This is a genomic window from Chryseobacterium sp. Tr-659 (genome assembly GCF_011752975.1).
Lineage (GTDB): Bacteria > Bacteroidota > Bacteroidia > Flavobacteriales > Weeksellaceae > Chryseobacterium.
Genome location: NZ_VWWP01000008.1, coordinates 79882 through 105975 on the forward strand (window position 1 = coordinate 79882; position 26094 = coordinate 105975).

The window sequence follows — 26094 nt, forward strand, 5'->3', positions numbered from 1 at the left end:
AATATAGATTTGAGATGTGAGATTTGAAGTTTAAAGTTTAAGGTTTAGAGTTAAAAGCTTCTGTCTTTTATCTCTTCATCTTTTATCTTTATTCTCTCTAATCTCTTATTTTTTTAATTTTTAAATCTTTTAATTTTTTAGTTAGCCATCGCTGTGTAGATAAACTTCACCGAACTACTCACCATTTCGATTACCGGTTGTGGGAAAATACCTAGTAAGATCACGAAAACCGCTAAACTTGCCAATACAGAAAATTCTACACCTGATAAATCTTTTGCTGTACTTAAAACTGCTTCATCTCCTTCTCCGAACATTGCTTTTCCGTAGAATCTCAATAAATATACAGCACAAAGAATTACCGTAAGACCAGCAATTACTGCTGCTGTTCCGTTAAAATCATATACAGATTTCAACAAAATAAATTCTCCGATGAATCCATTGGTTAATGGAACTCCCATTGAACCTAATATAATGATCAGGAACAATACAGCAAACTTAGGCGCTACTTTCGCTAAACCGCCCATTTGTCTGATATCTCTTGATTTAAATCTCTTGTATAAAATATCACAACAGTAGAATAATCCTACTACATTGATACCGTGAGCAAAAGTTTGTACCAATGCTCCTTCAGCTCCTTCCACATTGAAAGTTCCTCTTAAAGTAACTACTGCAGAAGCAAAGATCCCTGCTACCATCAATCCTACGTGAGAGAAAGATGAATACGCAATGATTCTCTTCATATCCGTCTGGATGATCGCAATTAATGCTCCGTGAACAATTCCTACAATGGCCAGAATGATTACAATTTGTCCTGAAATTCCGGCAATCGGAAGCGGAGTGATTGGAAGTAAATAACGCATTACCCCATAAACCGCCATTTTAAGCATAATACCAGATAACAACATCGATCCTTGAGTAGGAGAGTAGGTATAGGTATCAGGCTGCCAGGTATGGAAAGGGAATACCGGTAATTTCACTGCAAAAGCAAAGAAGATGAACCAGAATACCACAGTCTGTTGTGTTTCGTTCAGTTGGGCATTATATAAATCTGTTAAAGCGAATGATGCAGAGTGGTTGTACACATAGATCAATCCGGCTAACATAAATAATGATCCAACGAATGTATATACGAAGAATTTCGTAGTGAACTCGAACCTTTTATTTTCCTGTCCCCAAAGTCCGGCAATGAACCAAATTGGAATCAAAGTTACTTCCCAGAAAATGTAGAATAATAATCCGTCCAAAGAAGTGAATACTCCTACAAGACCGAATTGCATTAACAGAATCAATCCGTAGAATGTATTTCTGTAGTTTACATTTTCGTTGAAAGAAGATAAAATAATGATTGGAGCCAGAATATTGGTCAATAATAAAAGAAGCATGCTCATTCCGTCTACTCCGAAATGAAGAGTACTTTTAATAAATTGTGACCAAGGATAGGTGATTTCGTACTGAAGCTTACTATCTACTGTCGGTCCAAAGTTGAAATCCGAAAGCATATAGAATGTAAGAAGCATCTGTACCAGTGCAATTCCAAGCGCCAAATATTTGCTGGAACTATTCTTCCAGGCAAAAACTAATCCCGAACCTACTAGAGGTAATAGTAATAATGTTAATAATAAACAAGACATTATTATTGTAATAAAAAGTTAACAATTAATATAATTCCCACAGCTAAAGACATGATAAGGATATATGTCTCTACATTTCCGTTCTGTACACGCTTCATAGCTTTTCCGCTGTCTTCAGCACCATCACCTACAAAGTTTACAAAACGGTCTAAGATACCCTTATCAAACATTTTTCCTCCGCGTCCTAATCCTTCAACAGTTTTTACAATCAATGCGTTGTAAAGTTCGTCAACGTATAATTTCTTAGCAGAAAGCTTTTCCCATCCGGTATAGTTTTCTTCTGCAACAGCCATTTTTTTCTTTTTCACGTAAGTGTTTCTAACGATGAACCATACAGAGAAGAACATCAGGATTGTTGCTGCTAATAAGATCATTTCAGTATTGAAAGGTACTCCTGAAAGAGTAGCTTCCATCTGGCTGTAGCTTTGTTCGGTAAGAACAGGCTTTAACCATTCCATCAGTTTAGCATAGTGGCCATGACCAATAAAGTGTGGCAGATTAATGAAACCTCCGATTACAGAAAGAATAGCCAACACGATCAATGGTAATGTCATATTAGACGGGCTTTCATGTAAGTGGTGTTTTTGTTCTTCAGTACCTCTGAATTCTCCGTGGAATGTCAAATAATACAGTCTGAACATATACGTTGCAGTCATTGCGGCTAATACAAATAAGATAACCCAATAAACAGGGTTTTTAGCGAATGCTGCTACTAAAATTTCGTCTTTAGAGATCATCCCTGATAATAAAGGGAAACCTGAAATTGCTAATGTCCCGATAAGGAATGTAGCGTGGGTAAGAGGAATATATTTTTTAAGACCTCCCATGAAACGCATATCCTGTTCGTTGCTCATCGCATGGATTACAGAACCTGCTCCTAAGAATAACAATGCCTTAAAGAATGCATGTGTCATTACGTGGAACATAGCTGTTGTATAGGCTCCAAGACCTAAAGCGATGAACATAAATCCAAGCTGTGAAACAGTAGAGTATGCCAATACTTTTTTAATGTCATTCTGACGAAGTGCATAGAATCCTGCTAATGCTGCCGTTAAGAATCCGATGAATAAAATTCCTCCTTGTACCGTTGGTGCTAAAGTAAATAAGAAGTTGGATCTTACTACCAAATAGATACCTGCAGTTACCATCGTTGCCGCGTGAATTAACGCAGATACAGGAGTTGGCCCAGCCATCGCGTCTGGTAACCAAGTATATAATGGAACCTGAGCAGATTTACCGGTAGCACCGATGAATAAACTCGCTGTGATAAAGATGATCACTGTTCCGTCTAATTCAAATTTTGAAGCGTTTTCTGCTACAGAAAGATAATCTACAGCATTGGTTTGAGAAGCAATCATAAAGATCCCAATCAATAACGCAAGGTCACCAATTCTGTTCATGATGAAAGCTTTTCTTGCTGCTTTACCGTATTCTTCGTTGGTATACCAGAATCCGATCAACAGGTAAGAACAAAGACCTACACCTTCCCATCCGATGAACAGGATAAGGTAGTTGCTTCCCATTACTAAAAGTAACATGGAGAAAATGAAAAGGTTCAGATAAGTAAAGAACTTATAAAATCCTTTGTCATGACTCATATATCCGATAGAGTATAAGTGGATCAGTGAACCGATACCCGTGATGATCATTACCATCATTAAAGAAAGCTGATCAATCTGGAATCCAAAATTGATTTGAACTCCATTTACTCTAAACCATTCAAAAGCTTTTACGATTACAGGCTGGCTTTCAGAATTGAAATTCATGAAAAGACTTACAGCGATACAGAATGATCCGAAAACCATTGCTGTTGCCAAAGATCCAACCAATATTTTTGGAAGATTTTTTCCGAATAAACCGTTAATAAGAAACCCTAAAAGTGGTAAAAGTACTATTGCATATACTAGATTCTCCATTCTTATCCTCTTAATTTATTAAATATACTTACATCCACAGAACGGGTGTTTCTATATAGCATGGCAATAATTGCCAGACCTACCGCTACTTCAGCAGCAGCTACCACCATAATGAAGAAAACTAAAAGCTGTCCGTCGCCGTTGCCTTTATACGCTGAAAAAGCTGCCAATAAAAGGTTTACAGAATTCAGCATAAGCTCTACACAGCCCAGAATCACAATAGCATTTTTTCTAAGCAATACTCCCATTACTCCCAAACAGAATAGTACTGATGAAAGAATGATGAAGTAGTCCAAAGGGATGCTTTGTATAAATGTATTTACTTCTCCCATAATTTTATAAATCTTTTTTACCGATTAATACCGCGCCTACAATACCTGCCAGAATTAGGATGGAAGCAAGCTCAAACGGTAAAACATATTCATTAAACAAAAGTCTACCCAGATTTTTCGTAAGACCTACCCCTCTGTCTACATTATCAAGAACAATGTGGTTTTCTCTCACTCCTCTGAAAACGCCTAATACTCCTACTAAAAGAATACCTGCAGTAAAAACTCCAACAAATTTTAAAGTATTGCTCTTCTTACTTTCGTCTTCTTTATTAAGGTTAAGCATCATTAAGATGTAAAGGAAAAGTACCATAATGGCACCTGCGTACACTATAATCTGGATGATTGCCAGGAACTGTGCATTCAAAAGGATGTACATTCCTGCAATTGAAAACATCGTAACAATTAATGACAAAATAGCATATAGAGGATTCTTTGCAAATACAAAATAAACTGCACTTGCCACTGCTAAAAACGCCACCAAGAAAAATAAAAACTGATCCATTATTTTACCGCATTTTTTTGTTTCTCGGATTGTCTTGTCGTGATATCAATCCTTTCATTTATTTTTTCAACTAATTTATCTTTTCCATAGATGAAAGAACCTCTGTTGGTTTCTACGTCCACCAGTCTGTCGGTAAGGTAGATTGCAGATTTAGGACAAGCTTCTTCACACATTCCGCAGAAAATACATCTCAGCATATTGATTTCATATACTGAAGCATACTTTTCTTCTCTGTAAAGGCCTTTTTCCTCTTTAGTTCTTTCAGCAGCAGTCATCGTAATGGCTTCTGCAGGACAAGCTACCGCACAAAGTCCGCAAGCTGTGCATCTTTCTCTGCCTTCTTCGTCTCTTTTCAAAACGTGCTGGCCTCTCCAGATGGTAGTTCTTGGCTTCTGTACTTCCGGATACGAATATACTGCGGGAGCACCCTTTATCACGGTTCTTACAGCATGCTTAAATGTAATCCCCATCCCTGTAAAGATTGCAGGCAGGTAGATTTTTTCAGCAAGGGTCATTTCTTTATTGGAAACAACTTTTGATCTGTTAGTTAATTTCATTTAATTATAGATATTAGATGTTAGACACCAGATTTTAGACTAATCTTGTCTGCTATCTTAATTATTTAATATTGATGATTGAATATGATAGGCTAAAGATAAAACTTTGATTTCATTATCAAATTTTCAAATCAGCTCATTTTCAAATTTTCTTAGTTCGCAAACGCTAAAATTACAGCTCCTGTAATTAATAGGTTTACCAATGCCATCGGGATTAATGTTTTCCATCCTAAGTGCATTAACTGATCATATCTGAATCTTGGAAGTGTCCATCTGATCCACATAAAGATCAAAATTCCGATTACGGTTTTCGTTAAGAATGCTACGATACTTAAGATTCCTGCAGTGTTTTCTCCCCAGTTCTGAGTTACCCACTCAATTCCAGGATAGTTGTAACCTCCGAAGAAAAGAACTACCATGAAAGCGTTGGAAATAAACATGTTCACGTATTCACCGAACATATATAAACCTAACTTCATGGAAGAGTATTCTGTAGAGTATCCTGTTACCAATTCAGATTCACACTCAGGTAAATCGAACGGGTGTCTGTTGGTTTCTGCTAAAGCGGCTACAAAGAATACAAGGAAAGCAACCGGCTGATAGAAAATATTCCAGTTCATCCCGGAAACCCAAGGAATAACGCCCCATAATTTCCCAGTAGTTTGGCTTTCAGTGATTACTTTTAAGTCTAAACTTCCGGACATCATAATGATAGAAAGAAGTGCTAATCCCATTGCCAATTCATAAGAAATCATCTGAGAAGAAGCACGGATAGCACCTAGTAATGAATATTTGTTGTTCGAAGCCCAACCTCCGATCATGATTCCGTAAACCCCGATGGAAGCCATTCCGATGATGAAAAGTACACCAACGTCAATATTAGCAACCTGAAGATCAAAAGAAGTACCTGCAATATTTAAACTTTTACCCCAAGGAATAACGGCTCCTGTGATCAATGAAATAAACATTACTAAAGCCGGTCCCAATACGAAAAGGAATTTTTCAGCATTGGCAGGTGTAAAGTCTTCCTTGAAGAAGAATTTTCCACCGTCAGCAAGAGGTTGCAGTAATCCGAAAGGCCCGGCTCTGTTCGGACCAATTCTATCCTGCATGATAGAGGCAACTTTTCTTTCTGCCCAGGTAGAGTAGGCTGCAATCGTAAGTGATAGCAGGAAAAGTGCTAATACAAGTATAAGTTTAAATGTAAGTAAATCCATTTTTGTTTTAAAGATTTTTAGATGTGAGATGTCAGATACTAGATATGAGATTAAGTCTGATGTCCTGTGTCTGAAATCTAATTGTCTTTATTAAAATTATTTTTCGTCTTTTTCACTGATTTCCTTAGCGTCAGGATTATCAATCATGATCAATTCGTCTTTTGGCTTCTGGTAATGATTCAATGAAATTACAGAATGTCTGTCGATATGTCTAGGACCTTCGATATTCCAGTCTGATAAAGCTTTCCTTTCGAAACGACATGTATCGCAGATAAATTCTTCAACTTCTCCCCACTGATCTTTTCTTGCAGTAACTCTTACAATTTCGTCACCTTTCATCCAAACTACAGCTTTTCCTGAGCATTTATCACATTTACAAGAAGCATTCATCGGTTTTGTAAACCATACTCTGCTTGCAAAACGTGAAGTTCTGTCCGTTAATGCTCCTACAGGACAAACGTCGATCACGTTTCCGATGAAGTCATTATCTAAAGCTTTATTTAAATACGTTGAAATTTCAGCGTGATCTCCTCTGAAAAGGATACCGTGTTCTCTTGTTTCTGTAAGCTGGTTTGCTGTTAATACACATCTTGCACAAAGAATACAACGGTTCATGTTCAGTTTGATGTTCGGTCCAAGATCATCCGCTTCGTAAGTATTTCTTTCGAATTCTGTTCTTGTTTCAAGGTTTCCGTGCTCGTAGCCAAGATCCTGAAGATGACATTCACCAGCCTGGTCACAAACAGGACAGTCCAGCGGGTGGTTTACCAATAAGAATTCAGTAACCGCTTTTCTTCCTTCCTGAGCTTTCTCAGAAGTAAGGTTTTTTACTTCCATCCCGTCCATTACATTAGTTCTGCAGCTTGCTACTAATTTGGGCATAGGACGCGGATCTGCTTCAGATCCCTTAGAAACTTCCACAAGACATGTTCTACATCTTCCTCCACTGGTTTCTAATTTGCTGTAGTAACACATTGCAGGAGGTACAGATTTACCGCCGATTTGTCTTGCTGCTTCCAGAATAGAAGTACCAGGCAAAACTTCAGTAGTCTGTCCGTCTATAGTTATTTTGAATTTTTTAACTTCTTCGCTCATATCGTATGCTTTAAGCTTTATGCGTTAAGCAATAGGCTTTGTTATTTATATTTTTTCGTATTAAAAGTATACCCGATTCCTGCAAGGACTTGTCCGAAAACAAAATCCTGTTGTGCCTTGTCAGGTTTATTATTTAATGTGGTTTTAATATCCCACATGTTGATATAACCGGCTTTTCCTTCCAATCTTACCATCACGTGATCCCATAAAACAAGGTTAAGTGTGGCTCTTACGTCAGTACCAAGACCTGCTACATGAAAACGGTCACTTCTTTCATTACCAAAAAGCTTTACATTACTTTTCGGGAACATGAATCCGATTCCGGCTCCATAAGACCAAACCAAGTCAACATTTTTTTTGTTGATAATGCTTTGGTATCTTTCAAGACCTAAGTTTTCATAATTAAGTCCGTCTGTATGTTCAAAAGTAAGGAACTTCTCATCTGCCAGATTTACCTGTCCGTTCTGCACCATGGCGGCATATTCAGGATCTGAAATATGACCTTTGAAATCAACCGTCTGGTTTTGATTCATCACATATTTCATGTGGTCTATTCCCAAAACAAGCGCTAAATTATCTTTAATAAAGTAACCTGCTCTGAAGTTGTACTGAACCACTGTAAACCATGCCGGATTGATATAAACAATACCAAATTTCGTAGGTCTGTCCTGTGCAGATACATTATTCAGCTGAAAATCATAACCGTTTCCTGTGAAACGAATATCTGAATTACTGAACGCTGCTCTGTTCCATCCAAAGAAAACGAACATTTGGCCTTTTTTGCTTAAAGGTTCAGGTTTCTTTCTTGAAACCAATGCTCCTTTATCTGAACTTCTATCTATTAAAGTATCCTTTTCTTTATTTTGTCCGAAAACAAAACTCGACATCATTAAGCCGACAACCAACAATTTTTTCATTTCACCTATGCGTTCTTTTCAACAGCCGGGATAGGATCTGCATAATGTGCCAATCCATAATTTTGTGTCTGAGACAATTCTGGGTTTTTCACGTGCCACTCAAATTCATCTCTGAAGTGACGGATTGCTGCTGCAACCGGCCAAGCTGCTGCATCACCCAACGGACAAATCGTGTTTCCTTCGATTTTTCTCTGGATATCCCAAAGTAGATCGATATCTTCCATTTTTCCTTCTCCTTTCTCGATTTTTTTCAAAATCTTGTACATCCATCCCGTTCCTTCACGGCAAGGAGTACATTGTCCGCAACTTTCGTGATTGTAGAATCTTGCCAACGTCATCGTGTGGTCTACAATACACTGATCTTCATCCAAAACGATGAAACCTCCTGAACCCATCATTGTTCCGGTAGCAAAACCACCATCTGCCAATGATTCATAATTCATATATCTTGGCTCTCCGTTCACGGTTCTTAACAATAAATTTGCCGGAACAATCGGAACAGAACTTCCTCCAGGAATACAAGCCTTTAATTTTTTACCATCTTTAATACCTCCGCAATATTCATCAGAATAAATGAATTCTTCTACGGTGATTGTCATATCGATTTCGTATACACCTGGTTTATTGATATTTCCACAAGCAGAAATCAATTTTGTACCTGTAGATCTTCCAACTCCGATTTTAGCGTATTCAGCACCTGTAATATCAATGATCGGAACTATTGCAGCAATAGATTCAACGTTATTTACCACCGTTGGTCTCTCCCAAAGACCTTTTACAGCCGGGAATGGCGGTTTTAATCTTGGGTTACCTCTTTTTCCTTCAAGGGATTCAAGCAATGCTGTTTCTTCACCGCAGATATATGCTCCACCACCTCGTTGAACATAAATTTCACAATCGAAACCTGTTCCCAGGATATTTTTACCTAAAAATCCTGCTGCTTTGGCTTCTTCAATAGCTTCTTCCAGAATATCAGGAATCCATGAATATTCTCCACGGATGTAGATATAAGAAGTATTGGAACCTAAACAGTAAGATGAAATTAGCATTCCTTCAATCAATAAGTGAGGAAGGAACTCCATCAGATATCTGTCCTTGAATGTTCCAGGCTCAGATTCATCCGCATTCACAACAAGGTGTCTTGGCACTCCTTCAGGCTTTGCCAGAAAGCTCCATTTCATTCCTGTTGGGAATCCGGCTCCACCACGACCTCTTAATCCTGAAGCTTTTACTTCTTCAAGAATTTCGTCAGGAGTCATCTTCAAGGCTTTTTCAGCTGCTGTGTAACCTCCCTGTTTACGGTAGGTTTCAAAGTAGCGAATACCTTCTACATGTGCGTCTTTAAGTAAAAGTTTTTTACTCATTGTTTATTATGCTTTTCGCTATCGGCTTTTGGCTTTTAGCTTTTTATAATTATTAAAAAAATTAACCGAGTTTAAATCCGACAATCAAGATTACGGATTCAAAATCTTTATTAGTCTAAAGCCACTTGTCCCTGTCTGCAAAGCTCAAGGATTTCGTCCACTTTTTCTATTGTTAAATTTTCGTGAAAGAATTTTCCTAACTGCATCATAGGTGCGTATCCGCAAGCTCCAAGGCATTCAGCCGGCTTTAGAGTAAACATACCGTCTTCCGTAGTTTGTCCGTCTTTAATGTTCAGTTTGGTTCTGATATGATCAAGGATTTTCTCGCTGCCACAAACCATACAAGGCCCTGTTCTGCAAACTTCCAAAACATATTTACCCACCGGTTTCATATTGAACATGGTATAGAAAGTAGCCACTTCATATACTTCAATCGGTTGGATACTTAATAGTCCGGCAACGTAATCCATCACAGGAACATCTAACCATCCTCCGAATTCTTTCTGTGCCAGGTGAAGTACAGGAAGAAGGGCAGATTTCTGTCTTCCTTCAGGATATCTTGCGATAATTTTGTGTACCTGTGCTAAACTTTCCGGTTTAAAAGCTATTGTTTCGCTCATTTTTTATCTAAGATTTCAGATGCCATATTTCAGACATCAGATTTTAAATTTATATGTAAAGCTAAGTGTCTAACATCTGAAATCTGATGTCTGACATCTTATTTTTTATGCGTCTAATTCTCCCGCAATAATATTCATACTACACATCGTTACAATGGCATCTGAAATTACGGAACCTGTAATCATTTCAGGATATGCCTGATAGTAGATGAAACATGGTCTTCTGAAGTGAAGTCTGTAAGGACTTCTTCCTCCATCACTCACAAGATAGAAACCTAACTCTCCGTTTCCTCCTTCTACCGCGTGATAAACTTCTCCTTTTGGTACATCAGTTTCACCCATTACGATTTTGAAGTGGTAGATCAATGCTTCCATTTTCTGATAGACATCTGCCTTTTCAGGAAGATAGAAATCAGGAACATCCGCATGGAATGGTCCTTCCGGAAGATTTTCGTATGCTTGTTTGATAATTTTGATTGATTCCCAGATTTCCTGTTGACGAACCATGAAACGGTCGTAAGTATCTCCTGAAGTTCCTACAGGAATAATAAAGTCGAAATCCTGGTATGAAGAATAAGGCTGTGCAACTCTCACATCGTAATCTACACCTGCTGCACGTAAGTTTGGACCTGTGAAACCGTAGCTTAATGCTCTTTCTGCAGAAATAGCTCCTGTACCGATGGTTCTGTCCATGAAAATTCTGTTTCTTTCTAATAGCGTACAGAATTCTTTGAATCTTGGCGGGAATGTTTTTAAGAAGTCTTTTAATAACTCGTGAAACTTAGGGGTGAAATCTCTTTCAAATCCTCCGATTCTTCCCATATTGGTTGTCATTCTGGCTCCGCAGATCTGCTCATACATATCATAAATACGTTCTCTTTCAATGAACATGTAAGTAAGACCTGTAATCGCTCCTGAGTCCATCCCGGTTACCCCGTTACAGATCAGGTGGTCACCAATTCTGGCAAGTTCCATCAGAATAACACGCATATAGTCTACACGTTTTGGAACTTCAACGCCGATCAGTTTTTCTACTGTCATGTGCCAACCTAAGTTATTGATCGGGGCAGAACAGTAATTCATACGGTCAGTAAGGGTGGTGATCTGAGAGTAGTTTCTTCTTTCGGAGATTTTCTCAAATGCTCTGTGGATATATCCAACTGTTTGCTCAGCGTGAAGAATTCTTTCCCCGTCCATCGTTAAGATATTCTGGAAAATTCCGTGAGTAGCAGGGTGGGTAGGTCCTAGATTTAGGGTGTATAATTGTCCGTCAATCTGTTCCTTACTTTCGTACTGGTTTAGTATATTAGATAATGAGTTATCTTTCATAATTTAAATGCTTTAGGCTATAGGCTTTAGGCTTTAAGCTTATTGCTTGCTGCTTACTGCTTATTGCATTATTTTTTATCTTCCGAACATGCTATCGTTCTTGTCGGTTCTTGTGCCGTCTTCAAGTCGATATTCCTTCAACATTGGGTGGTATCCAAGATCTTCCATATTCAAAATAGGTCTAAGATCAGGGTGTCCTTTAAATTTAATCCCATAGAAATCATACGTTTCTCTTTCCATCCAGTTAGCACCTGCAAATAGTTCTACAAGGGAATCTACTTCGATGTTTTCTCTGGACATGAAAATTTTCAGACGTAATCTGAAATTGGCCATCATATTATGCAAATGGTATACAACACCAATTTCCTTTTCAGGGAATTCAGGATAATGAATACCACAGATATCCGTAAGGAAATTAAATTCCAGTGATGAATCTTTAAGATAGTGAATGATCTTCTTGATATCTTCTTTCTTTACTTCAACAGTCAGCATTCCGTAAGGTTCCGAGCTTGAAATAACAGATTCCGGAAATTCTCTTGTGATTGCTTCTAATACAAATTCGTTTGTCATTTCCGTTTAGTTGCTTATGTTGTAAGAATCTAATAATTTCTGATATTCAGGCATATCTCTTCTTCTGATGCTTTCGCTTTCAGCAAGAGCTTGTACCTGCATTACTCCCTCAATAATCTGTTCAGGTCTTGGAGGACATCCGGGAACGTAAACGTCTACCGGAATAATTTTATCAATTCCCTGAAGTACTGAATATGTATCAAAAATACCACCGCTGGAAGCACAAGCTCCAACTGCTACCACCCATTTTGGCTCAGCCATCTGAGTGTACACTTCTTTCAGGACAGGTCCCAATTTCTTTGATATAGTTCCACAAACCATCAGCATATCTGCTTGTCTTGGAGAGAAAGAGTTTCTTTCCATACCAAATCTTGAGGCATCATACGTTGGGTTCAGGGTAGCCATAAACTCGATACCACAACAAGAGGTAGCAAATGGTAACGGCCAAAGTGAAAACTTTCTAGCCATCCCGATTACACTGCTCAGTTTTGTTGCGAAAAACCCTTCTCCTTCATAGCCTTCGGGAGCAGGTGCATCTGTTCTTATTACTGGTTTTTTATCTGACATTTTTAGTAAATATTTAAAGATTAAAATATTTAAAGATTAAAAAAAACAAGACCTTGACAATCTTTAAATTACTTAAAATAAATTCAATCTTTTAATGTTAAAATTTATTTATCCCAATCTAATGCGCCGCGTTTCCAGACATAGAAAAACGCTACGAAGAAGATCGCAACGAATGTAAGTACAGCAAGGAAACCTTCCATGCCGAATTCTCTGAAATTTACCGCATATGGATAAAAGAATACGATTTCAATATCGAATAGTACGAACAATACCGCAGTCAGGAAGTACTTGATAGAAAACGGTGTTCTCGCATTTCCTTCTACAGGAACCCCACATTCCCAGCTTTGGTTTTTTACAGAATTTCCTTTTTTCTGTTGTGGACCTAAGAAATGTGCTCCAAGTAAAGAAACGGCGACAAATCCTACCGCTACACCTGCCTGGATAAGGATTGGAATATAACTTTCAGGTAAATTCATTTTTGCATTATTATCTCAATTTGCAAATTTAGCGAATAAACAAGAAAGCATGAAATTTATGAGCTTAAAAGTCGGATGAAAATAGGGAAAACCTACAATTTAGAATCAATAAAAATAAGAGCTTATTTCTTCATTTTTTTCAAGAGAGAATATGCCATAAATGAAATGTATCCAAAAAGAATACTGGCAAAAACAATATTGATCACAGTATTCGTTCGGTCATCCGGTGACTGAAAAAAGAAGTTGTAAGCTATAAATCCGGCAATTAAAATGGCAAATATGATAAGCTGTGGTTTCATAGACTAAAGATAGAGATTTTTGAGATTTGAATGATGGTAAATAGTGATTAGTAAATCTGTTTCTTTTGTTAATTTTTGGTGTTATTATTGACCATTGATTTTACAAAGTAAAAATTAACTATTGATATTTATTTCATTAAGATAGTTCGTTAATCTGCATAGAATAAGTTCTTCTTCTTTTATGATTTACAGGGTTATAATCCTGCCACAGAAGTTGAATGCTTTTGTTTTCTTCCAGCTCCGGGTTCGTTTCAAGGTATTTAACACCTTTCTTTCTGAATATATCCCAGATTTCTTTGAAAATAATGGAAGTAACTCCTCTTCTCTGATAATCGGGGTGGATTCCTATCAGATAAAAATTAGCTCTGTCATTTTTCTTTCCTGCCTTTAAAAAATGCCACCAGCCGAATGGAAGAAGCTTTCCTCCGGATTTTTGCAAAGCTTTGGAATATGAAGGCATTGTAATGGCAAATGAGATCAGGTTATTGTGCTCATCAACAATACAAACAATAAAGTCTTTATCAATAAGTTTGAAATATTTTTCTTTGTATGTTTTGCGTTGTTCGTCTGAGATAGGTGTATAAGTGGAAAGATGTTTGTAAGTTTCATCAAGAAGATCAAACATAGCGTCAACATATTGTAAAATCTCTTCTTTTGTTTTGAATCTTAAAACTTTGAGCTTATACTTTTCAGAAATAAGCTGATTGAATTTATGAATCTTATCCGGCAATGATTCCGGGAACATGATTTCAAATTCTACCCATTCTTTTTCCTTTGCCAGTCCTAATTTTTCAAGATGTTTCGGATAGTATTCGTTGTTGTAAATACCGATCATGGTGGCCAGCTGGTCAAACCCCTTTACAAGCATTCCTGCTTTGTCTAGGTTGGTGAATCCCATTGGGCCTTCAATTTTGTCAATATTTTTTTCTTTGGCATAATCAATGGCTTTTTGAATTAATGCCTGAGAAACCTCTTCATCATCAATAAAATCAATCCATCCGAAGCGAACCTTTTTAATGCCCAGCTCTTTTTCTTCTTTGTGATTAATTAAAACGGCAATTCGTCCTACAATCTTTTCGTTTTTATAGGCTAAATACTGTCTCGCTTCCGAATACTGAAGTGCGGGATTTTCATCAGCATTCCAAATGTTGATTTCGTCATTAATAAAGGATGGAACGTAGTATGGATTATTTTTATACAGATCCATGGGAAACCTTACGAATTGCTTGAGCTGGCCGGCTGTTTTAACTTCAATTATTGAAACTGTAGACATGTTTTTTAAAGGTAATTTGAGGACAAATATAAATAATAAAATCTTATACTTTGGCACAGTTTTTATATCATTATGGGTAAAAATTAAACACAAAATCTATATAAAATGATGGGTTATTATATCATTATTGGTATTTCGATGCTGGTGAGCTGGTGGGTTTCCTCCAGATTGAAATCTAAATTTGAATATTATTCCAATGTACATCTTAGAAATGGCCTTTCGGGGAAAGAAGTAGCGGAAAAAATGTTGAAAGATAACGGGATTAATGATGTTCAGGTAATATCTGTTCCCGGGCAGCTGACGGACCACTATAATCCGGTAGATAAAACAGTAAACCTTTCTGAAGGGGTTTATATGCAGAGAAATGCAGCAGCTGCAGCAGTAGCGGCTCATGAATGCGGACACGCTGTACAACACGCGGTAGGATATTCAATGCTGAATTTACGTTCAAAACTGGTTCCTATTGTTAATATAAGTTCCAATCTGATGCAGTTTGTTCTTATTGCAGGTATTGCAGTAATGGCAGCTTCAAGAACGATTGAGAATCCTAATGGTAATACGACAGTTCTGGCAATAGGTGTGGCCATGTTTGCGGTAACAACACTTTTTGCTTTTGTTACATTACCTGTAGAATATGACGCCAGCAACAGAGCAATGAAATGGCTTAAAGATACAGGAACGGTAACTGCGGAAGAATTTGTAGGTGTACAAGACAGTTTGAAATGGGCGGCAAGAACCTATGTTGTTGCAGCTTTAGGTTCACTGGCACAGCTTCTCTACTGGGGATCTTTACTTCTCGGCGGAAGAAGGGATTAATCATTAAATTCAAATGAAACATATTGCATCTCGGATAATTTTTCCGAGATGCTTTCTTTTTGTGCCAGTTTCAAAGAGGCGGTAAGAATACAGTTCTCATTGGCATCAAAATTCACAACTTTGGCATCGAATTTAGAAAGCAAAGTAAATATGGTATTCTGCTGATTGAAATTAAACTGAATCTCAACTTCCGTTTCCAGTTCTCTGGTAATGATATTCGATTCTTCTAAAGTGATTTTAGCAGATTCTTTATATGTTTTTACCAGCCCTGAGACACCAAGTTTAGTTCCTCCGTAGTAACGTACCACAATAACGAGAACGTTGGTGATTTCATTCGCTAATAATTGATTATAAATGGGTAAGCCTGCACTTCCTGAAGGCTCTCCATCATCATTGGCACGATAATTTTCTCCATTTAATCCCATTCTGAAAGCATAGCAATGGTGGGTGGCTTTTGGGTGTTCCTCCCGGATTTTTTCCAATGCAGCCTTTAATTCTTTTTCATTGTTTACAGGAAATGCAAATCCGATGAATTTGCTTCCTTTTTCTTTTAAAAGAATGTTTTCTATAGGTTTTTCTATGGTCTTGTATTCAAACGTCATGGGAATTCCTGCTTTGTCTATGCAAAAATATTAAATGCTTTAGTATTCTGCATCATGATCATAAAATAAGCCGCCAAAATTTGACGACTTTATATGTTTTATACCTTATGTAAGGTTCTTAAATACCGTCTCCGCAAAGGTCCATCGGGATCAGACACATGTAGCTTGTCGGTCCACAGAAATCAGTCGGGCAGAAGTCTCTGCATCTGGTAGGTTGTCCATTGGGTAATGTACATGTAACAAAACCGCCGCCTTGAATAGTTCTAAGCTCAGGTCTTGATATTTTTTTCAAATTTTTCATGATAATATTTTTTATGGGTTAATTTAATAATATTAGCATGGAAATGTTCCGTCTGCCCATGGTGGTGGGCAACTCATACTTGAAGGGGTTGCACAGCAATGCTGTAATGATGGTGGATAAAAAGAGCAGCATTCGGGAGCAATTCCACCTTTTACTTTTTTTAAACTCTGTCTAGAAACTTTCTTTAAATTTTTCATAATAATATTTTTGATATGACTAATGTAAAGAAATTATTTCATATTAGGGTGATTAAAATGGGTTATTTTAACTTGAAAAAAGAAATAATGTTATCTCTATATCGTTGATTTTTAGTTGTTTTTTGATTGAATTCCGGAGCTTTTGTTCCGTTTTTCAGTTGCAGGTTTTCATTTTTGATGACAATGGCTTCATCCCAAAGATTGGCATCTATAAACTGTTGGAGTGTAAAACTTCCTCCTTCAATAATTACAGATTGTATCTGTTCTTTGTATAGCGCTGTCATTAATTCCGTCAGGAAATTCTCCTTGCTGACCTTTATGAATTGAATATTCTCCTCAGAACCTTCTTTAAGGGTATTTAATACCAATGTTCGGGCTTCGTTATTATAGATCTTAAAATGCTGTGGAACTTTTAAGTCAAAATCAATCAGAATTCTGACAGGATTTATTCCTTCTGTGTTTCTTACAGTAAGGCTTGGGTTATCATGTAAAGCAGTCTGGGTTCCCACTAAGATGGCGTGCTCATCTGCTCTTAACTGATGTACAAACTGATTAACTAAAGAATTTGAAACAGCGGTGGGTTTAAAATCTTTATCTAAAAAACCATCTCCCGATTCTGCCCATTTTAAAATGATATAAGGTCTTTTCTTTTCGTGGTATGTGAAAAATCTTTTATTGAGCTCTATGCATTCATTTTCAAGGATTCCTGAAACAGCTTCAATTCCTGCATCCTGAATAATTTTTTTTCCTTTGCCATTGACTTTATCATGGGAGTCCATTGCACCAATCACTACTTTTTTAAACCCCAGTTCTTTAATTTTTAAAGCGCAGGGAGGTGTTTTCCCATAATGGGCACAAGGTTCCAGAGAAACATAGATGGTTGATTCCGGAATGAGGCTCTTATTTTCAACAGAATTAATAGCATTGATCTCAGCGTGAGGTTCTCCCGCTTTATGATGATAACCTTCGCCAATGATCTCTCCGTTGTGTACAATTACACTTCCTACAAGAGGGTTGGGATAAGTTCTGCCTAAAGCTTTTCCTGCCAGTTCAATGCATCTTTTGATATATAATTCGTCGTTATTCATATCCTGTAAAAAGAAAAAGCGAAGACAAATTACTTTGCTCCGCCTTTATTTATTTTGTTATGTATTATTCTCCGCTGATAATGCTGTGGAGATTTTGTTTTAATGTTTCCAGGTGAGCTTTCTTCTCATCAATGGTATTGTAAGTGTCTCTTAAAAGAGGGTTTTCTCTTGACGGTTTGTTGAAGAAAGAAAGATTGTTTTCCAGTTTCACAATTTCAGCTTCAAGGTCAGAAATTTGGTTTTTGATCTTTCTCGCTTTATCCGTAAGTTGGTTTTCAGACAGGCCTTCTTCTTTCAGTTCAAGCTCATTGATCTTGTTGATCTTCAGTTTTTCTCTTAAGGTTTTGTTGAATTCCGTATTGATTGAAATTTTATCTCTTGGAACTTTTCCAATATTATTCCATGAGGTTTTGATCTGCTCAATTCTTTCAATGCTTCCTTCTTCGTTGGAAACCATTTTCAGTTCGTCAAGAAGTACTTTTTTATTTTTATAGTTCTCTTTCCAGTTGTCAGTAGAAGTATTGCTTTTTTCTCTGTAATTGTTGAAGAAACCATTACATGCGTCACGAAACTCATCCCATATTTTATTGGTCATACTCTTTGGAACATGACCGATCTTTTTCCAGTCTTCCTGAAGCTTTTTGAATAACGGAACAGAAATATCCCATTCTTCATTGTTCATATTATCCTGAGCAGTCTGGATCAGCTTTAATTTTTCTTCCAGATTCGCCTGCTGAGAACCTTTTAAAGACTTATAATAATTGTTTTTTGTGGTGTTGAAACCTCTAAGTGTGGTTTTGAAATCATTCCAGTTCTGGTTGGATAGTTTTCTAGGTACACTTCCGGTTTTTAAAAACTCTGAACGAAGATCTTCCACTCTTTTAATGGCATTTTGCCAATAATTGTGGTTGGGTGTTTCAGCGGGTTCAGAAAGCTTCTTGATTTCAGCAATGATTTGCTCTTTTTTCTCAAGATTCACACTTTGCTCTTTTTCAATAGAGGCAGAAAGTTCAGATTTTCTTTCGTGAATTTTATTGGAGATTTCTTTAAATTCTTCCCATGTTTTTTCACGGAATTCTTCTGCAACAGGTTCTGCTTCTTCTTTCCAAAGCTTATGAAGATACTGAAGCTCATTTAAAGCTTTTTGAATCACAGGCTCATTCTCCAGCTCTTTGGCCCGGGCAATGATGTGTTCTCTTTTTTCCAGGTTGTGGCTGTATTCCTGCTCCAGAAATTCTTTGTTAAGATCCAGCATCTGATAGAATTGGTTCAAATGATGAAAATAATTGTTATTCAGTATTTTGAATTCCGATTTAGCCACCTGCCCTGCTTTTGCCCATTCTTCTTTTATCTCACGAATGGATTTGAAAAGATTGATTCCCGGTTCAGAATTGGTGTATAGATTTTTAAGTCTTTCAATAATACTTTGGCGGTGGTCAAGATTTTTCTTCTGTTCCTCTTCCTGTCCTTTCTGGAAGTGGTCATGTTTTTCCTTGAAGATATTTACCAAAGCAGAATATTTAGCCTGAGAAGGGTGTTCGTAACTGAAATTTTCAGGTGCGTTTCCAGCTTCTATATATTCATGTTTTTTATCCTCCACTTCATCATGGATGTAATGACTTGCTTTCTCCTTAAGCTGGTTGAATCTTTTGAAATTCTCACCGGCATTGGGGGTGTTGATGATTTTTTCCATTTCCTTTAAAGCATCAGCCAGAGAGATTTCTACCTCTTCATGTTCTTCCACGTGCTCTGCATCTTCTTCATGCGGGTTTACATCATGAGATACTGTGTTTTCTGATGCCTCCTGAGATACTTCGTTAGGATTTTTCTTTTCTTCGTTTTCAGAAAGATTGTTTTCTGTAATCATAGCAAATCTTTTATGTGAGTGGCGTTAATATCCTTTAAATATAGCTGTAAGGCCAATTAAAGCACTAATTTATGTTATTTTTTTTGAAAATTCCAAATTTCCCAAGCTTTTTCTGCTTGCTGTTCAAGCATATAATAACCGTTAACTGTTTTTGCTCCTTTTTCAGAAGCATTAATGATGAATTGGGTGTAATTTGGGTTGTAAATTAAATCGATAACCAGGTGTTCTTCGGAAAGTCCGTCGAAAGGAAAATTCAGACAGTCTTTTACATTAGGAAATGTTCCTACCGGTGTACACTGAATGATAATTTTATACTCCTGAACGGTTTCTTTATCCAGGTTTTCATAATTGATTTCCGTATTTCTGGAGATGGTTACTGAAGGAATATTATGCTTATCCAGCACATATTTTACTGCTTTGGCAGCTCCTCCGTTTCCAAGGATCAGCGCTTTGTCCTGTGAAGACTTTTTATGGAGAAGAAGGGTTTTCTCAAATCCGAAAGCATCCGTATTGTATCCTGTTTTTTTTCCATTCTGAATAAGAACGCAGTTGACTGCTCCTATTTTTTCCGCTTCATCACTTAATTCATCAAGATAATCCATGATCTTTTCCTTGTAGGGGATCGTTACATTGAATCCTAACAGTTCCGGAGAAGAAAAAAGATTTTCTACTTCATTGATTTCTTTCAGATCAAAAATATCATAGGAAAAGTCCTTCAGCATTAGCTTTTGGAACTTATTTTCGAAGAATTTTTTAGAAAAAGAGTAGGAAATATTTCTTCCTATCAATCCTAATTTTTTATTGGAATCCATATAATCAAAAGTAAAAAAAAGACCGGAGAAATCCGGCCTTTCATTTGAAATATTTTTTAATAATTAATCTACAATAAATTTAGTAGAGAAATTATCCGTTTTCAGGATATAAGTTCCTTTTACTAAACCTTTAAGATTTATCTTGTTTGAATGTTTGAAAGGATTAGCAATTGTTTCAATAAGTTTACCTGAAAAATCATAGATATCCGCTTTTGAAATTTTGCCTAAGTTTTCTCCTTTTACAAATAATTCATTGTTTCTTACCGGATTAGGGTAAATGGTGAAAGCTGATTTATCTTTTTGACTTTCAATAGTTCCTAATGTATTGAAACACGTCCAGGTTAAATCATCCATGGCAACTCTGTCACCACTGTTTGGATTTACGATTTTAATAACTACGTCTCCTCCTACGCCTACAGTAATTGGGGTTGTTGTTACCGTAGTACTGTATGGAATAGTTCCTACTAAAACATCATTTACATATACGTTTAAGTTACCATTATTTCCACTGTATTTTCTTTGAGTTGTTAGTGTTAAAGTCTGAACACCTCCGGAAATAAGAGAACTTGTTAAAGTACCTTTGTTAGTACAAACTGCTTTACCATTGATGGTTTCGTCTGTTCTTGCTAACGTTGCTGTCCATGTTATATTGTTGTTCGTCCATGTTCTTGTAGCATATGAAGATGGGCTGGATGAACCGTCTAGCATAGTGCTGAAGTCTTCAGTTCCACAGCTTCCGCTTCCTGCAGGTCCGTCAAGAGTAGTTTGTGTAGCAGTAGCACTTTGTGGAGAAGAGTTTCCGGCAGCATCCTTAGCAATTACATAGAATGTGTACTGAGTAAGTGGAGATAATCCTGTAACTGTTGTAGATGTTCCGGATACGGTGGTTTTAAGTACACCGTTTGCATAAACCTCATAAGCAACTACACCGATATTGTCCGTTGAAGCGGTCCAGCTTACTGCAACAGAACTTGATGTAGGATTGTTAGCTACCAGGTTGGTAGGAATTGTAGGTGCTTCTGTATCAATAACAGGATTCCCCCAGATCTGACTTGCAAATTCCGGGTGATCAATGAATGGGTTTCTGTTACCCTGTACAGTATAACTTGCATTATTTCTGGCAATCTCAGTAGGAGATACCGGATCTTGTAAATGCCAGGCAAGCAACTGATCTCTTTCCCATGTCTGAAGTCCCGGATATGCCGTGTTTCCTAGCATTCCGCCAGATGAAAACGTCGAAAGCTGAGATTCATATCTTGTTACAAAATAAAAAATCATTCTTGCAACATCTCCTTTGAACTCATCAATTGGTTCAAATACCGTAGAAGTATATCCGGGTGAAGCACTCGCTCCAAGTTTTGAGCCGTTTAATGATGTATAAGACGGTGTGCTTACCTTCCCGAAAGGATAGTTGGATCTCATCCCATTTACCTTACTGTCAGTAGGTCGGATAAAGTGAATATCAGAATACATTGGATTCTGAGAACCGAATAAACTTTGAGGAACGATATGTTCTCTGTTGTAGCAGGTTCCTTCAGGTCCGTTTTGCCCGCATTGGTTGGTTCCCATTGTAAAGTTGTATGGGTCTGGACCCGTTGGGTTTTCAGAGTAAATATCAAGTACTGTATTATCTCCTTCATAATAAAGATCTCTGTCTGTAGTGTAGTAAGCATTCCACAGACCACCGTACCCGATGTAATTTGTAATATAAATGATTTGGCTTAATTTGGTTTTAAGAGCAGCCCCTGTTAATCCGGCAGTGCCGTTGTAATAGTTGGCTGGAGCTTGTGCAAATGCTGTAAGAAATGCAAAACTCAGTGCTAAAAAAGATAGAATTCGTTTCATTTTTTTAAATTGGGGCGTAAAGGTACAAAAAAATGAAAATGAAGTATATTAATTTGATGTAATATATAAACTTAATACATTAGTTTTTAGTAATATATTCTTTGCTGATTTTGGAGAAGAACCACGAGATGGCAAATCCAAAGATGGAAGCGGTAAGTGCTACGATAAGATAATTTTTCCCTACGATCTTTACGGGAAATGGAAGTACCTCGTTAGCTCTGAAGAACTCCGTATAAAGCTGGAAGTAACAAAGTGCTGTTCCAAGAATTAATCCGGTGATAACTCCCGATACTACAATAAGAATTCCTGTGTAGAAATAAGTCATTCTTAAATGGCTTAAAGGAAAGCCTAAAGATATAAGAGATTTTGCCTGCTCCTTTTTATCAAGCTGAAGAATAATAATAGCACCGGCAAGATTAAAGGTTGTAATGAAGATCACCAGGGCAAAGATCAGATAAATAAAAAGTTTTTCTGTATTAATCATTTTCCAGAAAGCCGCATTTTCCTCTTCCTTGGTTTTGATCTCAATATTTTTTCCTAAAGAAGTAAGCAGACTTTGCTTTACTGCATCTGCATTTTCCGGGTTTTTTAGTTTAATAACAATCTGATATGCTGATTTTTTTGGAAGGCTTAGTAATTCTTCCGTAAGCTCAATAGGAGAAATAATGTAATTGTCCAGCTGGTCTTTTCCAGGGAAGACACCGGTTACCAAAATATCTCTTTTATTATAGATGTCTTCTTCTTTATTAATAATTCCGGTTCCCGGTTTAGGCATGAAAACCGTTGCATAATGATTGGAAGAATCCACCGGAATTGAAAGTCTGTTATCCAGACTGTTTTCCATTAATACCTCATTAGAATACTTGAAACCTGGATATGTCCCGTAAAATACTTCTTTATTAATCGGATTAACTTTGATATAAGCAGAATCAACACCTCTTAAGTAAGCAATGTCACCCTTTCCGTTGAAACTGATGTATACTTTTTCTTCAATAACGCGAGAAAAACTACTGATCTCCTTGTTGTTTCGTAAAACCGTATTAACTGTCTCCAGGTTTTTAATGGTTTTTCCGGAAGCACTTTTTAAAGTAAGATCAGCATGAAGGTTGGAAATAAGGTCTTTGTTCAGATCTTCAAGACCTGAAAAGACAGAAATAATGACGAACATTGCAGCCACAGCAACCGTCATGGCACCCACAGCCAGCCACGTGATAAACGTAACAGCAGTACTGCCTTTCTTAGCCAAAAGGTATCTGGATGCTATGTAAAATGCAATATTCTTCAAGATCTATAAAACAGGATTGTCGCCTTCTCCTCTTAATTCTCTTTCAAGTTTTTCAACATCATCAAGAGCAGTATCAAGGTAAAAATTAAGCTGTGGAATAATACGAACCTGTTTAGCCATTTTCTGACCAATGAAATTTCTGTACTGAGGCTTGTTTTCTTCAATCTCTTTCATGACAGCAGTACGGAATTCCTGTGGAAATATGCTTAAATAGATTTTGGCAATACCCAAATCTGCAGTTACCTTTACATCAGAAACTGAGACTAAAATACTTTGTTTACTGTCAGCAGCCTGTTTGCGGAAAAGCTCTGCGAAGTCTTCCTGAATAATCTGTGCTACTTTTCTTTGTCTGTTACTTTCCATAATTTCTGCAAATTTAGTACTTTTGTTTGAATTGATACTTTGAAATTAAGGTGCAGTATCAAATTTACGATTTAATTATAATTATTAGTATTCTATGAAACTAGAACATATCGGTATTGCCGTAAAATCTTTAGGCGTTTCTGATGAGCTTTTTACTAAACTATTAGGGAAGGAATCTTACAAGAAAGAAACTGTGGAAAGGGAAGGAGTGGTAACTTCTTTTTATGAAACCGGTGAAAGTAAGATTGAATTATTGGAGGCCAGTAATCCTGAAAGTCCGATATCAAAATTTATTGATAAAAAGGGTGAAGGTATCCATCATCTGGCATTTGGAGTGGAAAATATCCTTGAGGAAGTGAAAAGATTGAAAAAAGAAGGATTTCAATTTATCTCCGAAGAACCGAAAGAAGGTGCTGATAACAAATTAGTTGTATTCCTGCATCCCAAGTCTACAAATGGTGTGCTGGTAGAACTTTGCCAAGAAAAGCAATAAAAAATTTTGTAGTGAAAGAAATTTTACTATTTTTGCAAACACAAAATTTAACCAAGTTTTGAGGTCCTATAGCTCAGTTGGTTAGAGCACCTGACTCATAATCAGGTGGTCCCTGGTTCGAGCCCAGGTGGGACCACTACAAAAACTCGACAAGCCCCTATTTATGGGGCTTTTTTATTTCTAAAAATTACAACGCTGAAATATACGCTTAAACTTCCTCGGAAAAGCCTTGCTGGATTGACTTCGCAAGGATGTAGTTCTATTTTAAAATAAAAATTAAAATGATTTTGTGATTATAAAACTACAGAAGTTATTTTCCTATTTTATATCTGTATTGCCTTTACCTAAAGAGATTGAGAAAATTTCCATTTTCGTCAATCTTCCAAAATCTTTATATATCCTCGAATATTTTTATATTAGTTCCTTCTAAAAGTCTTGTTTATATGTCTAAACATCAGTTATCTCAAATATCTATTAAATCAGTTATCAAAATTTTTACATTTTTAGATTACTTTTTGGAGGAGGAAAGCCTAAATCCTCAATACTTTAAAGATAACATGGAGAAATTTACTTTTCAAGAGAGATATTTTTTATACTTGTATGCATCTGAGTATTTTTCGGATAATAATGATAGCTTCTTAAATCAATGGATTAATAACATTGCCTCTAACAATGGGATTGATGTTACCGTTGACTATTTAACACTGATAGATAACAATGCCAAATCTCTCAGAAAGATTACTAACGACCAGAAGTTAAAGATAGTTGAAAAAGAATTTTTAAATTTAAAACAAACAATAGATGATGAGAATAAGTATATTATTGAAAAAACAATTCCGATTTTCGAAGAAGATAACGGAGACTTTAGAACATATCAGAAAATACCGTTGTATGTAAGTCACGAACATCGAGAGAATTTTAAAAATTTTTTCTTTAAAACATTAAAAGATTCTTTAGATTCAGGCTCCATAGAAAAACTGTACTTTAATACTTTCGAATTTACTGGAAATATTACTGAATTAAAATTACTGTATCTAAGAGTAGATCAGAAATCTTTATTAGAACAAGCTTTCAAAATTATTACTAATCAATATAAAAAGGATATTCTAGAACGTATGAAGGCAAAGTATATTGATAAAATTAATTCCAAAATTGAAGAGAGATTAGCCAATGCAACAGCTGTACGAAAGAGATTTATTCCTAAAAAATTACGGTATACTAAAGTTACTCGAATACATTTTATGAAAGCATTATACAACGCTTTCCCTCATATTAGAAACGCTTATGGCAAATCTCTTATCACAAATCCTTCTTTATCACTAGACCATTTTCTTACAACACGAATTAAAAATCTCAAAAAAGCGTAAAATTTAAATCTATCCATATAAGAATTTACGCGTTCTTAAATTCCCTTATTGTTCCTTATAATTTTGCTTTGTCAAGTTGAGACAAAGCATGGATAACAACGCACTAACATACCATTTGATAAAAGTCTTTTCGGAACTGGAGATTCGGATAGCAGGGAGAGTACTATCTCTGCTGACGGAGCAAGGCATAGCTGCAGGAGTGCCAACAGGTTCAGAGAAATTTTTAACAGATAAACAGTTGTGCGAACATCTTCAGATCTCAATTTCACACTTCCACAACTTTAAGAAAGCTAATTCCAATTTCCCTTCTTATGCGATCGGTAAGAATGTTCGGTATAAGCTTTCTGAGGTGGAGGAATTTTTAAAGTCTAACCCCAAAAAGTAAAGAAATAA

At 36.6% G+C, this 26094-nt stretch carries 29 protein-coding genes and 1 tRNA gene; 5 read left to right on the forward strand and 25 right to left on the reverse strand.

All coding sequences use genetic code 11. The annotated features are described in order from the left end of the window. Positions 1 to 137 precede the first annotated feature (137 nt). From F3J23_RS16780 to F3J23_RS16855, 16 genes are all read right to left on the reverse strand, one after another. Positions 138 to 1631, reverse strand: coding sequence for a NuoM family protein (locus F3J23_RS16780; protein WP_167031644.1), 1494 nt, complete (start codon positions 1629 to 1631; stop codon positions 138 to 140). A 2-nt stretch (positions 1632 to 1633) separates the two neighbouring features. Beyond that, the gene (nuoL, locus tag F3J23_RS16785) at positions 1634 to 3547 is read right to left on the reverse strand and encodes an NADH-quinone oxidoreductase subunit L (protein ID WP_167031647.1); all 1914 of its coding nucleotides are present in this window, start codon (positions 3545 to 3547) and stop codon (positions 1634 to 1636) included. Positions 3548 to 3549: 2 nt separating this feature from the next. Next, positions 3550 to 3879, reverse strand: coding sequence for an NADH-quinone oxidoreductase subunit NuoK (gene nuoK / locus F3J23_RS16790; protein WP_002983557.1), 330 nt, complete (start codon positions 3877 to 3879; stop codon positions 3550 to 3552). Between the two features lie 4 nt (positions 3880 to 3883). Continuing rightward, on the reverse strand, positions 3884 to 4381 hold the full coding sequence (locus F3J23_RS16795; protein ID WP_167031649.1) for an NADH-quinone oxidoreductase subunit J: 498 nt from the start codon (positions 4379 to 4381) through the stop codon (positions 3884 to 3886). Then, positions 4381 to 4938, reverse strand: coding sequence for a NuoI/complex I 23 kDa subunit family protein (locus F3J23_RS16800; RefSeq protein WP_040996950.1), 558 nt, complete (start codon positions 4936 to 4938; stop codon positions 4381 to 4383). Before F3J23_RS16800 ends, F3J23_RS16795 begins: the two co-directional genes overlap by 1 nt. A 152-nt stretch (positions 4939 to 5090) precedes the next feature. Next, entirely contained in the window at positions 5091 to 6155 is a 1065-nt protein-coding gene (gene nuoH / locus F3J23_RS16805; protein WP_167031652.1) for an NADH-quinone oxidoreductase subunit NuoH, read from the reverse strand. A gap of 96 nt (positions 6156 to 6251) precedes the next feature. Further along, complete coding sequence (locus F3J23_RS16810) at positions 6252 to 7250, reverse strand: 2Fe-2S iron-sulfur cluster-binding protein (protein WP_167031655.1); 999 nt, start codon at positions 7248 to 7250, stop codon at positions 6252 to 6254. A gap of 41 nt (positions 7251 to 7291) precedes the next feature. Next, the gene (locus F3J23_RS16815; protein WP_167031658.1) at positions 7292 to 8167 is read right to left on the reverse strand and encodes a hypothetical protein; all 876 of its coding nucleotides are present in this window, start codon (positions 8165 to 8167) and stop codon (positions 7292 to 7294) included. A 5-nt stretch (positions 8168 to 8172) separates the two neighbouring features. Continuing rightward, positions 8173 to 9531: an NADH-quinone oxidoreductase subunit NuoF gene (gene nuoF, locus F3J23_RS16820; protein WP_167031661.1), complete on the reverse strand. Its 1359-nt coding sequence runs from the start codon at positions 9529 to 9531 to the stop codon at positions 8173 to 8175. A gap of 110 nt (positions 9532 to 9641) precedes the next feature. Then, positions 9642 to 10151: a complex I 24 kDa subunit family protein gene (gene nuoE / locus F3J23_RS16825; protein WP_167031663.1), complete on the reverse strand. Its 510-nt coding sequence runs from the start codon at positions 10149 to 10151 to the stop codon at positions 9642 to 9644. A gap of 105 nt (positions 10152 to 10256) precedes the next feature. Beyond that, on the reverse strand, positions 10257 to 11480 hold the full coding sequence (gene nuoD / locus F3J23_RS16830; protein ID WP_089697003.1) for an NADH dehydrogenase (quinone) subunit D: 1224 nt from the start codon (positions 11478 to 11480) through the stop codon (positions 10257 to 10259). 75 nt (positions 11481 to 11555) lie between these two features. Next, positions 11556 to 12050: an NADH-quinone oxidoreductase subunit C gene (locus F3J23_RS16835; protein ID WP_167031665.1), complete on the reverse strand. Its 495-nt coding sequence runs from the start codon at positions 12048 to 12050 to the stop codon at positions 11556 to 11558. A gap of 6 nt (positions 12051 to 12056) precedes the next feature. Beyond that, a complete protein-coding gene (locus F3J23_RS16840) occupies positions 12057 to 12617 on the reverse strand; it encodes an NADH-quinone oxidoreductase subunit B (RefSeq protein WP_002983540.1) in 561 nt (186 codons plus the stop codon). A gap of 104 nt (positions 12618 to 12721) precedes the next feature. Continuing rightward, a complete protein-coding gene (locus tag F3J23_RS16845; protein ID WP_034693436.1) occupies positions 12722 to 13093 on the reverse strand; it encodes an NADH-quinone oxidoreductase subunit A in 372 nt (123 codons plus the stop codon). Positions 13094 to 13215: 122 nt separating this feature from the next. Continuing rightward, on the reverse strand, positions 13216 to 13392 hold the full coding sequence (locus F3J23_RS16850) for a hypothetical protein (RefSeq protein ID WP_167031668.1): 177 nt from the start codon (positions 13390 to 13392) through the stop codon (positions 13216 to 13218). A gap of 136 nt (positions 13393 to 13528) precedes the next feature. Then, positions 13529 to 14665: a GNAT family N-acetyltransferase gene (locus tag F3J23_RS16855; protein ID WP_167031671.1), complete on the reverse strand. Its 1137-nt coding sequence runs from the start codon at positions 14663 to 14665 to the stop codon at positions 13529 to 13531. Positions 14666 to 14770: 105 nt separating this feature from the next. Between F3J23_RS16855 and F3J23_RS16860 the strand changes: the two genes are divergently transcribed. After that, positions 14771 to 15481, forward strand: a complete 711-nt coding sequence (locus tag F3J23_RS16860; RefSeq protein ID WP_185156472.1) for a zinc metallopeptidase — start codon at positions 14771 to 14773, stop codon at positions 15479 to 15481. On the opposite strand, the gene F3J23_RS16865 is transcribed toward F3J23_RS16860, so the two are convergent. The 9 genes from F3J23_RS16865 to rbfA form a co-directional block, all read right to left on the reverse strand. Further along, complete coding sequence (locus tag F3J23_RS16865; protein WP_167031674.1) at positions 15478 to 16083, reverse strand: IMPACT family protein; 606 nt, start codon at positions 16081 to 16083, stop codon at positions 15478 to 15480. The genes F3J23_RS16860 and F3J23_RS16865 overlap by 4 nt on opposite strands. A gap of 118 nt (positions 16084 to 16201) precedes the next feature. Further along, the gene (locus F3J23_RS16870) at positions 16202 to 16384 is read right to left on the reverse strand and encodes a bacteriocin-like protein (protein ID WP_167031677.1); all 183 of its coding nucleotides are present in this window, start codon (positions 16382 to 16384) and stop codon (positions 16202 to 16204) included. A 32-nt stretch (positions 16385 to 16416) separates the two neighbouring features. After that, on the reverse strand, positions 16417 to 16581 hold the full coding sequence (locus F3J23_RS16875; protein WP_167031679.1) for a bacteriocin-like protein: 165 nt from the start codon (positions 16579 to 16581) through the stop codon (positions 16417 to 16419). A 62-nt stretch (positions 16582 to 16643) separates the two neighbouring features. Beyond that, positions 16644 to 17669, reverse strand: coding sequence for a bifunctional diaminohydroxyphosphoribosylaminopyrimidine deaminase/5-amino-6-(5-phosphoribosylamino)uracil reductase RibD (ribD, locus tag F3J23_RS16880; protein ID WP_167031682.1), 1026 nt, complete (start codon positions 17667 to 17669; stop codon positions 16644 to 16646). Between the two features lie 64 nt (positions 17670 to 17733). After that, positions 17734 to 19536: a DUF349 domain-containing protein gene (locus tag F3J23_RS16885; RefSeq protein ID WP_185156473.1), complete on the reverse strand. Its 1803-nt coding sequence runs from the start codon at positions 19534 to 19536 to the stop codon at positions 17734 to 17736. 74 nt (positions 19537 to 19610) lie between these two features. Next, entirely contained in the window at positions 19611 to 20348 is a 738-nt protein-coding gene (locus F3J23_RS16890; protein ID WP_167031685.1) for a shikimate dehydrogenase family protein, read from the reverse strand. Between the two features lie 63 nt (positions 20349 to 20411). Next, positions 20412 to 22193, reverse strand: coding sequence for an endonuclease (locus tag F3J23_RS16895; protein ID WP_167031688.1), 1782 nt, complete (start codon positions 22191 to 22193; stop codon positions 20412 to 20414). A 79-nt stretch (positions 22194 to 22272) separates the two neighbouring features. Further along, positions 22273 to 23478, reverse strand: coding sequence for an ABC transporter permease (locus F3J23_RS16900; protein ID WP_167031691.1), 1206 nt, complete (start codon positions 23476 to 23478; stop codon positions 22273 to 22275). A gap of 3 nt (positions 23479 to 23481) precedes the next feature. Continuing rightward, positions 23482 to 23841 carry a 30S ribosome-binding factor RbfA gene (gene rbfA, locus F3J23_RS16905; RefSeq protein WP_101240817.1) on the reverse strand — a complete coding sequence of 120 codons (360 nt, stop codon included), beginning with the start codon at positions 23839 to 23841 and terminating at the stop codon, positions 23482 to 23484. 94 nt (positions 23842 to 23935) lie between these two features. On the opposite strand from rbfA, the gene mce reads away from it, so the two are divergent. The 4 genes from mce (at position 23936) to F3J23_RS16925 (ending at position 26086) form a co-directional block, all read left to right on the forward strand. Then, positions 23936 to 24334, forward strand: coding sequence for a methylmalonyl-CoA epimerase (mce, locus tag F3J23_RS16910; RefSeq protein ID WP_137905486.1), 399 nt, complete (start codon positions 23936 to 23938; stop codon positions 24332 to 24334). 62 nt (positions 24335 to 24396) lie between these two features. Next, a tRNA-Ile gene (locus F3J23_RS16915) sits at positions 24397 to 24470 on the forward strand. A 307-nt stretch (positions 24471 to 24777) separates the two neighbouring features. Continuing rightward, complete coding sequence (locus tag F3J23_RS16920) at positions 24778 to 25701, forward strand: hypothetical protein (protein WP_167031693.1); 924 nt, start codon at positions 24778 to 24780, stop codon at positions 25699 to 25701. 88 nt (positions 25702 to 25789) lie between these two features. After that, positions 25790 to 26086: a helix-turn-helix transcriptional regulator gene (locus F3J23_RS16925; RefSeq protein ID WP_167031696.1), complete on the forward strand. Its 297-nt coding sequence runs from the start codon at positions 25790 to 25792 to the stop codon at positions 26084 to 26086. Positions 26087 to 26094 lie beyond the last annotated feature (8 nt).